The sequence below is a fragment of the Streptomyces drozdowiczii genome (assembly GCF_026167665.1).
Classification (GTDB): Bacteria; Actinomycetota; Actinomycetes; order Streptomycetales; family Streptomycetaceae; genus Streptomyces; species Streptomyces drozdowiczii_A.
This window is the reverse complement of record NZ_CP098740.1, coordinates 3,564,918-3,576,757: the sequence shown is the minus strand read 5'-3', so window position 1 is coordinate 3,576,757 and position 11,840 is coordinate 3,564,918. Positions and strand designations below refer to the sequence as shown.

General features: G+C 72.7%; 10 protein-coding genes. 9 read left to right on the top strand and 1 reads right to left on the bottom strand.

Annotation, left to right across the window (positions count from 1 at the left end; genetic code table 11):
• Nucleotides 1-241 precede the first annotated feature (241 nt).
• From NEH16_RS16230 to NEH16_RS16220, 3 genes are all read left to right on the top strand, one after another.
• Nucleotides 242-901: a response regulator gene (locus NEH16_RS16230; RefSeq protein WP_073966589.1), complete on the top strand. Its 660-nt coding sequence runs from the start codon at nt 242-244 to the stop codon at nt 899-901.
• A gap of 88 nt (nt 902-989) precedes the next feature.
• On the top strand, nt 990-1,415 hold the full coding sequence (locus NEH16_RS16225; RefSeq protein ID WP_073966590.1) for a pyridoxamine 5'-phosphate oxidase family protein: 426 nt from the start codon (nt 990-992) through the stop codon (nt 1,413-1,415).
• Nucleotides 1,416-1,478: 63 nt separating this feature from the next.
• The gene (locus NEH16_RS16220) at nt 1,479-2,480 is read left to right on the top strand and encodes a phosphotransferase (protein ID WP_265547210.1); all 1,002 of its coding nucleotides are present in this window, start codon (nt 1,479-1,481) and stop codon (nt 2,478-2,480) included.
• A 19-nt stretch (nt 2,481-2,499) separates the two neighbouring features.
• Here NEH16_RS16220 and NEH16_RS16215 read toward each other — a convergent pair whose 3' ends face one another.
• Nucleotides 2,500-4,206: a protein kinase domain-containing protein gene (locus tag NEH16_RS16215; RefSeq protein ID WP_265543151.1), complete on the bottom strand. Its 1,707-nt coding sequence runs from the start codon at nt 4,204-4,206 to the stop codon at nt 2,500-2,502.
• 360 nt (nt 4,207-4,566) lie between these two features.
• On the opposite strand from NEH16_RS16215, the gene NEH16_RS16210 reads away from it, so the two are divergent.
• From NEH16_RS16210 to NEH16_RS16185, 6 genes are all read left to right on the top strand, one after another.
• Nucleotides 4,567-6,195, top strand: coding sequence for a protein kinase domain-containing protein (locus NEH16_RS16210; RefSeq protein WP_265543149.1), 1,629 nt, complete (start codon nt 4,567-4,569; stop codon nt 6,193-6,195).
• A 299-nt stretch (nt 6,196-6,494) separates the two neighbouring features.
• Entirely contained in the window at nt 6,495-6,779 is a 285-nt protein-coding gene (locus NEH16_RS16205; protein ID WP_265543147.1) for a hypothetical protein, read from the top strand.
• 104 nt (nt 6,780-6,883) lie between these two features.
• The gene (locus NEH16_RS16200) at nt 6,884-7,507 is read left to right on the top strand and encodes a PadR family transcriptional regulator (RefSeq protein WP_073966595.1); all 624 of its coding nucleotides are present in this window, start codon (nt 6,884-6,886) and stop codon (nt 7,505-7,507) included.
• Nucleotides 7,508-7,546: 39 nt separating this feature from the next.
• Nucleotides 7,547-8,314 (top strand): ABC transporter ATP-binding protein, encoded by a 768-nt coding sequence (locus tag NEH16_RS16195; protein WP_073966596.1) that lies wholly within the window; start codon nt 7,547-7,549, stop codon nt 8,312-8,314.
• Nucleotides 8,311-11,166 carry an FtsX-like permease family protein gene (locus NEH16_RS16190; protein WP_265543145.1) on the top strand — a complete coding sequence of 952 codons (2,856 nt, stop codon included), beginning with the start codon at nt 8,311-8,313 and terminating at the stop codon, nt 11,164-11,166. Before NEH16_RS16195 ends, NEH16_RS16190 begins: the two co-directional genes overlap by 4 nt.
• 94 nt (nt 11,167-11,260) lie before the next feature.
• Nucleotides 11,261-11,806 carry a bacterial proteasome activator family protein gene (locus tag NEH16_RS16185; protein ID WP_073966598.1) on the top strand — a complete coding sequence of 182 codons (546 nt, stop codon included), beginning with the start codon at nt 11,261-11,263 and terminating at the stop codon, nt 11,804-11,806.
• Nucleotides 11,807-11,840 lie beyond the last annotated feature (34 nt).

The window sequence follows — 11,840 nt, the reverse complement described above, 5'->3', positions numbered from 1 at the left end:
CGGGAAACAGGCGTGACAGGTGCCCCGGCGAGCGCCCTGTCCAAGGCACGTTACCCAGTGGTTCCCGTATCTGCGAAACCCTCCCTGACCTGCGATTTTGCTTGGATATCCAAGTAAATCGAGGAATTCGGAAAGCCTCGCTGGTCACAGCACTGATCACAGCCTCGCAGGCCGCCGGAACAACGGCACGTTATCCCGCCCGACAGCGGCAGGGAAGGGGTGAGTGTGTGAGACTGCGATTGTGCGCGAAAAAGGAAAAATCACTGTATTCCTACTCGACGATCATGAAGTGGTCCGGCGCGGGGTGCATGAGCTGCTCTCGATGGAGGACGACATCGAGGTGGTCGGCGAGGCCGGTACGGCGGCCGACGCGCTGGTGCGGATTCCGGCGGTCCGCCCCGATGTGGCCGTGCTCGACGTACGGCTGCCGGACGGCAGCGGGGTCGAGGTCTGCCGGGAGATCCGGTCGCAGGACGACTCCATCCACTGCCTGATGCTGACCTCGTACGCGGATGACGAGGCCCTTTTCGACGCGATCATGGCGGGCGCGTCGGGTTACGTGCTCAAGGCGATCCGGGGCAACGAACTGCTGGCGGCGGTACGGGACGTGGCGGAGGGGAAGTCGCTGCTGGACCCGGTCGCGACCGCGCGCGTGCTGGAGCGGCTGCGCGACGGGAAGCGCGGGCAGGACGACGAGAAGCTGGCGAACCTCACGGACCAGGAGCGCAAGATCCTGGACCTGATCGGCGAGGGGCTGACCAACCGGGTGATCGGCGAACGGCTGCACCTCGCCGAGAAGACGATCAAGAACTACGTGTCCAGTCTGCTCTCCAAGCTGGGCATGGAGCGCCGCTCGCAGGCCGCCGCCTACGTGGCCCGGCTCCAGGCGGAGAAGCGCTAGGCCGGGTCCGGCCAGGGACTTTGGTCCCGGCGAAACGGGGGCCCCGGCCTCTTATCCGGCCCACACGCCCTGGCCGACAGTGGAAGGCATGTCCACCGAGGAACTCCACGCGATCGACCTGCTCGGCCGGGTCCCCTACGGCCGGCTGGCGACCAGCATGCGGGCCCTCCCGATGCTGACGGTGGCCCGGCACATCGTCATCGACGGCCGGGTCGTGCTGCGCATGCACAGCGGGCTCGGCCACCACGGCGCCTGCGACGGCGCGGTCGTGGCCTACGGCGCGGACAACTTCAACACCGCCCCCGTCGGCACCGAGGACCTGTGGTCCGTGCAGTTCACCGGCCCTGCCCGGGTCGTGGAGCCGACCCCCGCGCAGCGCGAGCGCTTCGGGCCGCCGCCCGTCGAGGTCAACGGCGAGCCCTTCGCCCCCTCGTACCTCTGGCTCGAACCTCACTTCGTCACCGTGCACACTCTGGACTTCCACGCAAGCCGGCAGATCAGCAACGCAGCGTGATCTAACATCTGACGCGTGTCGCGCTCATCTGTCGCCTCCCCGCCGGTTCCGCCGGTCGGCGAGGTGCTCCGCCGCTACCCGGACGCCGGTACGCCGCTCAGCTGCACCCCGCTCTCGCAGGGCCTGCTCAACCACGGTTACCGGGTGTCCACCACGCGGGGCTCGTACTTCCTCAAGCACCACTCGGACGACACCACCCGCGACCGCGCCACCATCGTCCGCCAGCACCGCGCGACCCGGCGCCTCCAGTCACTCGGAGTGCCCGTCGCCCCGCCCGTCCGGGCCCGCGACGGTGAGACCGTCACCGAGATCGCCGGCCGTTGCTACGCCCTCCACCCCTGGGTCGACGGCCTGCACCGGGGCGGCGCCCAGCTCACCCTCGCCCAGTCGACACGGCTCGGGACGCTCCTCGGAGCCGTACACACGGGTCTGGAGCGGGTCATGGCGGCCGAGCGCGACACGGGGAGCGGCGGCGGGCATCCGCCCGGGTACGCGAGCCCCGAGGCGGCCGACACCTTCGCGCTGATCGGCGACCTGCTCGCCGCCGCGCGCGGACGCGCCGGACGGGACGCCTTCGACGAGCTGGCCGAGCACCGGCTGCGCGAGCGGCGCACCCTGCTGGAACGGTACGCCGACCGGCGCCCGCCCGACCCGGGGGCGCCCGCGACCGGCTGGGTGCACGGCGACTTCCACCCGCTGAACGTGCTCTACCGGGGCGCCGACCCGGTCGCGATCCTGGACTGGGACCGGCTGGCCGTCCAGCCCCGGGCGGAGGAGGCGGTCCGGGCGGCGGCGATCTTCTTCGTGCAGCCGGCCGGCGCCCTGGACCTGGCGAAGGTGCGCGCCTACGCCCGGGCCTACCGGCGCGCGGCCGGGGCGGACGCCGGCGAGCTGGCGGCGGCGGTGCACCGGGTCTGGTGGGAACGGCTCAACGACTTCTGGATACTGCGCTGGCGCTACTGCCTGAACGACCGGAGGGCCGACCCGCAGTTCCCCGCGGTGTCGGCCCTGGCGGTCTGGTGGACCCGTGAGTACGAGGCGGTGCGCGCGGCCTTCACGGGGTGACCGGGCTCGGTGAGCGGGCTCAGTTGTTGCCCGTGCCCGTGCCCGCCGTGCCCGCCGTCGTTCCGGCGGAGGCGCCTTCGGCGACGCCGCCCGGGGCGCCCTCCGAACCCTCGGCCGCGCCCTCGCTGGTACCGGTGCTGCCGCCGTCGCTGGTGCCCGTGCTGCCGCCGTCGCTGGTGCCGGTGCTGCCGCCCTCGGTGGTCGTACCGGTGTCGCCGGTGTTCCCCGTACCGCCGTTGTTGGAACCGCTGCCGCTGTTCCCGCCGGCCCCGTTGCCGGTGCCGCCGTCGTCGGTGCCGCCGTTGTCCGTGCCGCCCGTGCCCGGCTGGGGCGAGCTGGCGGACGGGGACTCGGCGGTCTCGCTCGGCGTGGGCGACGGCGACCAGGTGTCGTCGTCCCAGCCGCCGCCGGTGCTGTCGCCCGGCTGCTGGGTGTTGTCCTGGGTGTCGTCGGGGGTCGGGGAGGGGGAGTCCTCGGTCGGCGTCGGCGCGCTGGAGGTCTTCGTGGGCTGCTTCTCGTGCTTCTGGCCGCCGCCGTTCGCCGCGTTGAGCGCGATGGCCACGCCCGCGCCGATCGCGATCAGGGCGAGCACGACGAACAGCCACAACTTGCCGCGCCCGCCGCCGCCCTGCCGGGTGGAGCCGCCGTCGTAACCCCCGTCGTCCGGGTTCATCGGCGGCAGGATCGGGGACTGCGAGGTGTCGCCGTGCTGCGGGTAGCCGCCCATGGCGCGGGTGGCGCCGGTCATGCCGCCGGGCGGGGTGCCGGGCCCGCCGCCCAGGACGACCGGGCCGGTGTTCCACGTACCGGTGTGGCCGCCCTGCACCTGGAGCATCTGGAGGCCGTACTGGACGAGCCCGCGCATCTCCTCGGCGCTCTGGAAGCGGTCGTCCGGGTCCTTCGCGAGCGAGCGCATGACGAGCCCGTCCAGCTCCGGCGGCACCGAGTCCAGGATCTGCGACGGCGGGACCGGGGTGTCCTGCACATGCTGGTACACCACGGACAGCGGCGTCTCGCCCGTGAACGGGGGCCGCAGCGCCAGCAGTTCGTACAGCAGGCAGCCGGTGGCGTACAGGTCGGAGCGGTGGTCGACGGCCTTGCCGAGCGCCTGCTCGGGGGAGAGGTACTGCGGCGTGCCCATGACCATGCCGGTCTGGGTCATCGTGGACTGCGCGCCGTGCAGCGCGCGGGCGATGCCGAAGTCCATCACCTTGACCGCGCCGGAGTTCGTGATGATCACGTTGGCGGGCTTGATGTCGCGGTGCACGATGCCGTGCTGGTGCGAGTAGGCCAGCGCCTCCAGGACCCCGGAGACGATGATCAGCGCCTGCTCCGGCGGCGGCGCCTCGGCGTTGATCAGCAGGTCGCGGATGGTGCGCCCCTCGACCAGCTCCATCACGATGTACGGGACGGTCTGGCCGGCGACGGTGTCCTCGCCGGAGTCGTACACGGCGACGACCGCGTGGTGGTTGAGCCCGGCGACCGACTGCGCCTCGCGCGTGAAGCGGGCCTTGGAGACCGGGTCCTCGGCGAGGTCGGAGCGCAGCAGCTTCACCGCGACGGTGCGCCCGAGCCGGACGTCCTCCGCCGCGAACACCTCGGCCATGCCGCCCCGGCCGAGCCGATGGGTCAGCCGGTAGCGTCCGTCGCCGACGACCCCGCCGATGCCCCAGGAATCGGTGCCATCCGGAACGCCGCCGCCGTTTGCTTCGGGTTCGGGTGCCATCAGTCCTCGCCGTCGTATCTGTCCGCGTCTGTTCGCGCGTCCGCGCGTCCGCGGGGGTCTCACGGTGCCTTGCCGCGTCGCCGGCTTCGCTGCCGGCCGCATTGCCCCGTCACGCTACAGCCTCGGTAGGACAGGCCGATTCGGCGCCGGACCGGCCATCCAATCGGCTGGCGCGCCGCCGACGCAAATTCCATGCTGATCCTGTAACGCTTCCGAGACGCTTCCAGCGCGTACGGTCACGGAACGGGCACCCGGCTTGACGTGTCGTACCCCTACGGCAGACTTGGCCGGTAATTACGGATGATCGCGTGAGTCGCGCGCCGAGTTCCCGGGAGTCGCGCGCCGAGGGGGAAGCAAGTCATGAGCCACGACGGCGGACACGGTTCGCAGGGTCGTTACGCGGGCGGGTCCGTCGCCGGCGGCCGCTACCAGCTGCGCGACCTGCTCGGCGAGGGCGGGATGGCGTCCGTATACCTGGCGTACGACTCCGCCCTCGACCGGCAGGTCGCGATCAAGACACTCCACACCGAGCTGGGCCGCGAGCAGTCGTTCCGCGAGCGCTTCCGCCGCGAGGCCCAGGCCGTCGCCAAGCTCCAGCACACCAACATCGTCTCGGTGTTCGACACGGGCGAGGACGAGCTCGGCGGCGCGCTGATGCCGTACATCGTCATGGAGTACGTCGAGGGGCAGCCGCTCGGCTCGGTGCTCGCGGCGGACATCCGCGCCCAGGGCGCGATGCCGGCCGACAAGGCGCTCAAGGTGACCTCGGACGTGCTGGCCGCGCTCGACACCAGCCACGAGATGGGCCTGGTGCACCGCGACATCAAGCCGGGCAACGTCATGGTGACCAAGCGCGGTGTCGTGAAGGTCATGGACTTCGGCATCGCCCGCGCCATGCAGTCGGGCGTGACCTCGATGACGCAGACCGGCATGGTCGTCGGCACCCCGCAGTACCTCTCCCCCGAGCAGGCCCTCGGCCGCGGCGTCGACGCCCGCTCCGACCTGTACTCGGTCGGCATCATGCTCTTCCAGCTGCTGACCGGGCGGCTCCCCTTCGACGCGGACTCCCCGCTCGCCATCGCGTACGCGCATGTGCAGGAGGAGCCGGTCGCCCCGTCCACCATCAACCGCTCGCTGACCCCGGCGATGGACGCCCTCGTCGCCCGCGCGCTCAAGAAGAACCCGAACGAGCGCTTCCCGAGCGCGGCGGCCATGCAGGACGAGATCGCCCGTGTGCTGAGCGCGAGCGGCCACACCGGCGCCCCGGTGATCGTCGGTGACGGCGGCGCCCCGGCCAACAGCGGCTCCGGCGTCGGCTCGGCGGTCTTCCCGCCCGTCGACCAGTCCGCGCCCGCCCCGCAGAGCGTCCAGACGCCGTACCAGCCGGGCCCGTACCAGTCCCCCGGCCCGTACGGCCCGGCGACTCCGGCGCCCGCCACGAATCCGTCGTACGGCTACCCGCAGACGGCCGCCCCGGCCTACCAGAGCCCGGCGCCGATGCAGCACCGGACGCCTGCGCCGTACACGGTGTCCCACCAGGCGCCCGCCTCGGGCGGCGGCTCCAAGCGGAACATGCCGGTGATCATCGGCTCGATCGTCGTGGCCCTGGTCGCGATCGGCGGCCTGATCACGGTCATCGCGATGAACGGCGACGACAAGGGCGGCACGGACGCCAAGGCCACCGAGTCCCCGTCCGGCGAGCACCGCGATCCGGAGCGGAACCGGACGATGAAGACGGAGGACTGCACGGACGCGTCGGAGGACACCGACGACCCGCAGAAGGTCGACGCCCCGAGCTTCATGTACAAGGACATCCTCTCGGTGCGCGCCTGCGCGGACGCGGCGGGCTGGACGCTCAAGGTGAAGAAGGTCCCGGGCAACGCGTACGCGGAGGACCAGGTCGTCAACCAGTTCCCGTCGTCCGGGACCGCGGTGCCCGAGGTCGGCGCGCACTTCGAGCTGGAGATCGCCACGGGGGACCCCGCGTAGTTCCCGCGCCCACGGGCGGGAGCGGGGTGGGGGCCATCCGTACGCCTCACCCGGGATGCCGGTCGTGCCGTCGCGTGTGACGGTGACCGCATGGCTTCGGGACGGCTCCGCGCGCGCTCCTCCCGGGGCGTGGCCTGCCTGGCGCTGACGGCGGCCGCGACCCTGGGGGCGGCGGCGCCGGGCGCGTCCGGGCAGCCTTCGCCGTCTGCTTCTCCCTCGCCCTCCGCTTCTCCTTCGCCGTCTGCTTCTCCTTCGCCGGGCGCGTCCCGGTCCGTGGACGCGCAGTCTCCACTTGCCGGGTGGCCCGCCGGGGCGGGCGGCAGCGGCCCGGCCGCTCGGCCGCCGAGGTGGCCCGGCAGGACGCGCTGGAGGACCGGGAGCCCCGGCCCTCGCCCTCCGAATCCGCCGCGGTGCCGGTCTTCACCCCCGACCCGGCCGACTTCCGCGATCCCCCGCCCGCAGGCCGGCAGGCCCTGAGCGGGACGGCCGTGCGCCGGGTCCAGCAGCTGTCGCTCGGCGCGGGAATCGCCCTGGTCGGGCTGGGTCTCGGCTTCCTCGCGCTGCGGATGCTCCGCGCCCGCTGACGTTCCGCCCTCCTTCCGAACCGCTTCCGAACCGCTCCCGAACCCTTCCGGACCGCTTCCGCGAAGACTTGCGGTGATCAACATACTCGGTATACATACTCAGTATGTCGATCCGTCACGGGCTCCTCGCCCTCCTGGAGCGCGGGCCGCGTTACGGCTCCCAGCTCCGCACCGAATTCGAATCGCGCACCGGCGCCACCTGGCCGCTCAACGTCGGGCAGGTGTACACGACGCTGAGCAGGCTGGAGCGCGACGGCCTGGTCGTCCAGGACGGCGAGGACGACCAGGGCCACGCCCTGTACTCGATCAGCGACGCCGGGCGCACCGAGCTGCGCGCCTGGTTCGAGACGCCGGTCGACCGCAGCAACCCGCCCCGTGACGAGCTGGCCATCAAGCTGGCCATGGCGGTCGGGGCGCCCGGCGTCGACATCAGGGCCGTCATCCAGGCCCAGCGCCACCACACGGTGAAGGCGATGCAGGACTACACCCGCCTCAAGGCGCGGTCCCTCGCCCAGGCCCCCGCCAACCGCGACGAGGTGGCCTGGCTGCTCGTCGTGGAGCAGCTGATCTTCCAGGCCGAGGCCGAGGCGCGCTGGCTCGACCACTGCGAGGCCCGGCTGACCCGCCTCGCCGAGGCCGCCGCCACGGAGCCGGAGCCCGGTCCGCCGCCGGGCCCGGCCGCCCGCTCCGCCGCGCGGCCCTCCGCCCGGTCCCGCACGCGCCGCTGAGTCCGGCGCCTCTCCATCCACCCGTTCCGAGAGGGAACCATGTCCCCGCACGTCCCGTCTCCGTCCGCCCCGCCCCTGCCGGTGGACGCACCGGTGCTCGAACTCCGCTCGCTCACCCGCACCCACGGCACCGGCATCGCCGAGGTGCAGGCGCTGCGCGGCATCAGCCTGTCGGTGCACGCCGGTGAGCTGGTCGCCGTCATGGGCCCGTCCGGCTCCGGCAAGTCCACCCTGCTCACCCTCGCCGGCGGTCTCGACACCGCGAGCGGCGGCCAGGTGATCATCGAGGGCCAGGACATCTCCACGCTCGGCCGCAAGGGCCTCGCCGCCCTGCGCCGCCGCAGCGTCGGCTACGTCTTCCAGGACTACAACCTGATCCCCGCCCTGACCGCCGCCGAGAACATCGCCCTGCCGCGCGAGCTGGACGGCGTCTCGGTCCGCAGGGCCCGCAAGGAGGCCCGCGCCGCGCTGGAGGAGATGAACCTCCTGGAGATCGCGGACCGCTTCCCGGACGAGATGTCCGGCGGCCAGCAGCAGCGCGTCGCCATCGCCCGCGCGCTGGTGGGGGACCGGCGCCTGGTCCTCGCCGACGAGCCGACCGGGGCGCTCGACTCCGAGACCGGCGAGGCCGTCCTCGCGCTCCTGCGCAACCGCTGCGACCAGGGCGCGGCCGGGGTGATGGTCACGCACGAACCGCGGTACGCGGCCTGGGCGGACCGGGTCGTCTTCCTCCGGGACGGTTCCATCGTGGACCAGACGCTGACGGTCGGGGCCGACTCGCTGCTGGCCGCCGGGGGAGCCGAGTGAGCCTCTTCACGGGGTGGCGCGCCGCCCTCCGGATAGCCCGCCGCGACGCCCTGCGCGCCAAGGGCCGCAGCGCCCTGGTGGTCGCGATGATCGCGCTGCCGGTCCTCGGGGTGACGGCCGCCGACATCACGTACCGCAGCGCGGAGCTGAGCCCGGCCGAGGAGCTGACGGCCGAGATCGGCTCGGCCGACGCGGTCTACAGCGACGTCGGCCTGGGCCCGATCCAGCAGATGCCCGACGGCGACATGTACGACAGGGCGAGCGGCAAGGAGCCCTCCGAGCCGCCGAAGCCGGTCGACATGCGCGCCGTGTTCCCGAAGGGCGTACGGGCGATCAGCGAGCAGTCCGTGTCCGCGACCGTCACCACCTCGTACGGCATCGCGAGCACCGAGATCACCGAGGTCAGGACCTCGGACCGGATGGCCCGTGGGCGGATCGCCCTCGTCGGGGGCGCGTTCCCGCGCTCCCCGGGCGAAGTGGTGGCCACCGAGGCGTTCCTGGAGTCGGCGGGTCTGCGTGTGGGCTCCGACGTCACGGTGACGACCTCCGGCGAGAAGTACACGATCACCGGCGCGGTGGAGCTGCCCGCCGATCTGAAGGCGAAACAGCTGTACGCGGAGCCGGGCGCGGTGATCGCCCCCTGGGCGGCCCTGGCGAAGCGCGACAAGAAGGTGCCGGCGCCCCAGCCCGGCGAGACGCGGTGGCTGGTCGAGGGGGCCGGGGAGGCCGGGATCGTCTGGCAGGACGTGCTGGCCGCCAACAAGGCCGGTGCCCTCGTCACCTCCCGGCAGGTCTTCGAGAACCCGCCGCCGGAATCCGAGATCCCGCTGCTGCGGACGAACCCGCAGTACGCCAACGACCGCAGCTACGAGTCCGACGAGACCGGCGCCGCCCTGATCACCGTCGTCGCGATGGCGCTCCTGGAGGTCGTGCTGCTGGCCGGTCCGGCGTTCGCCGTCGGCGCCCGCCGCTCCCGGCGCCAGCTGGGCCTGCTCGGCACCTGCGGCGGCGACCGGAGCCAGGTCCGCGCGGTGGTCCTCGGCGGCGGTCTCGTCCTCGGCGGCGTCGGCGCGGTCGCCGGTGTCGCGACCGGCCTGCTGCTGACGGCGGTCTTCCGGCCGTTGATCGAGGGCTGGGCCGGTCACCGCTTCGGCTCCCTCGCGCTCCACCCCGCCGAACTCGCGGTCATCGCCGTGCTCGGTCTGGTCACCGGCCTGCTGGCGGCGTTCGCCCCGGCGATCGTGGCCGGCCGGCAGTCCGTCCTGGAGTCGCTGACCGGCCGGCGCGGGGTGCGCCGCGGCTCCCGGGTGCTGCCGATCACCGGCGCCTGCGTGCTCGCGGTCGGTGTGCTCATCGCCGTGTACGGGGGCACCGGCGGCAACTCCACGCTGGTCGCCGGGGGCTCGGTCGTCGCCGAGCTGGGCCTGCTGGCCTGCATCCCGGTGATCGTCGGGCTGCTGGGCCGGCTCGGTCGCAGACTCCCCCTGTCGCCCCGGATGGCGCTGCGGGACGCGGCCCGCAACCGGGGCCGTACCGCTCCGGCGGTGGCCGCCGTGATGGCCGCGGTCGCGGGCTCCGTCGCCATCGCGACGTACATGTCCAGCAGCCTGGCCGAGTCCGACTACGCCTATATGCCGATGCTGACGAAGGGCACGATCGCCCTGACGGCCGGCGACTCCGAGGCCGCCGAGCGGCTTCCGGCGGCCCGTGCCGCCGTCGAGCACGACATGGCGGTGACCGGCGGCCGGGCCGACATCTCCCGGGTCTGGGCGGGCAGCGACTGCAACGCCTACTACGAGGACGAGAACGGCGGCTGCGGCTCCCTCTCGCTGGTCAAGCCGACCGGCAAGGGCCACACCTGCCCGCTCGCCACCAAGGGCGCCAAGGAGCTGGCCGCGCGGCTCTCCGCCGACGAGCACCGCGCGATGATGCGGACCCCCGCCTGCGTGGACGTGCACAACTCCACCGGCTCCTTCAGCTACGACTCCGACAACATCGTCGTCGGTGACGCGGCGCTGCTCGGCACGTACGTGAAGCTGGACGACCCGGCGGCGGCCGCCGCGCTGAAGGCCGGCACCCCGGTCCTGCTCAACGAGGCGTACGCGGAGAACGGCGAGGTCACCCTCAAGGCCGTCCACACCTACAACGCCGAGGACAAGAAGAACCGCAAGCTGCACCCCGGGCCCGCCCGGAAGACGACGGACCGGCTGAAGGTGTACATCGCGAAGGCCGAGTACGCCACGACGCCCGGCATCCGCATGATCCTCCCGCAGCCGACCGCCGAACGGCTCGGCCTGCACACGCAGCCGCTCGGCAGTGTGTACGCCGTCGCCCACGACCCCACCGAAGCGGAGAACCAGCGGGTCACGGCGGCCATCGACCAGGCGGGCGGCGGTCTCTGGGTGCAGACGAACTCCGGGCCCAACGACCGGGGCAGCACGATCCTGCTGATCCTCACCCTGTTCGCCGGGGTGGTCACGGTGGGCGCCGCCGCGATCACGACCGGCCTGGCCAAGGCGGACGCGGAGGCCGACCTCACCACGCTCAGCGCGGTCGGAGCGCCCCCGCTCGTGCGGCGCTCGCTCTCCGGATTCCAGTGTCTGGTGGTGGCGCTGACCGGGGTGCTGCTCGGCACGGCGGCGGGCCTGGTGCCCGCGGTGGCACTGCGGCTGGTCGATCTGCGCGAGGCGATGGAGTACATGCGGCAGCAGCCCATGGAGTCCGCGTACACGCCGATCGTGCTGCCCTGGGCGACCATCGGCCTGCTGGCCGTGGCGGTCCCGCTGCTGGCGGGCGGCCTGGCGGCGCTCTTCACCCGCTCCCGGGTGGCCCTGGCGCGGCGGGCCGGCTGAGAGGCTGAGCCGTTCGGTGCCCTCGGGGGCGGTGGATCAACCGTTTCCGGGGGCACCACAGTGTTGAAGACCATGTGTGCGAGACAATGGCGGCATGGAGATGCCGAGGAATGAACGGTCGCAGGAGCACCCCCAGGTCCTCGTTGTGGGGCAGGACGGAATGGCGATCGGCGGCGGTGGCACGGACGACGAGTCGCGGGAGGTCCCGGTGACGGAGATGGTCGAGCAGCCCGCGAAGGTCATGCGGATCGGCAGCATGATCAAGCAGCTCCTGGAGGAGGTGAGGGCCGCTCCTCTCGACGAGGCGAGCCGGGTGCGGCTCAAGGAGATCCACGCCGGTTCCGTCAAGGAGCTGGAGGACGGCCTCGCGCCGGAGCTGGTGGAGGAGCTGGAGCGGCTGTCCCTGCCGTTCACCGAGGACTCGGTCCCCTCCGAGGCGGAGCTGCGGATCGCCCAGGCCCAGCTGGTGGGCTGGCTGGAGGGCCTGTTCCACGGCATCCAGACCGCGCTGTTCGCCCAGCAGATGGCGGCCCGCGCCCAGCTGGAGCAGATGCGCCGCGCCCTGCCGCCCGGCAGCGGCCCGGAGGAGGACGGCGGAATCGACCCGCACGGCCCGGTCCGCTCGGGGCCGTACCTGTAACCGACCACGTACGAGAGAAGGGGCCCGGCACACC

Coding starts and splice junctions, on each gene's coding strand:
- NEH16_RS16215 (WP_265543151.1), bottom strand. CDS start 4,206: ATGGCACCCGAACCCGAAGCAAACGGCGGCGGCGTTCCGGATGGCACC.
- NEH16_RS16200 (WP_073966595.1), top strand. CDS start 6,884: ATGTCGATCCGTCACGGGCTCCTCGCCCTCCTGGAGCGCGGGCCGCGT.
- NEH16_RS16185 (WP_073966598.1), top strand. CDS start 11,261: ATGGAGATGCCGAGGAATGAACGGTCGCAGGAGCACCCCCAGGTCCTC.
- NEH16_RS16225 (WP_073966590.1), top strand. CDS start 990: ATGTCCACCGAGGAACTCCACGCGATCGACCTGCTCGGCCGGGTCCCC.
- NEH16_RS16195 (WP_073966596.1), top strand. CDS start 7,547: ATGTCCCCGCACGTCCCGTCTCCGTCCGCCCCGCCCCTGCCGGTGGAC.
- NEH16_RS16210 (WP_265543149.1), top strand. CDS start 4,567: ATGAGCCACGACGGCGGACACGGTTCGCAGGGTCGTTACGCGGGCGGG.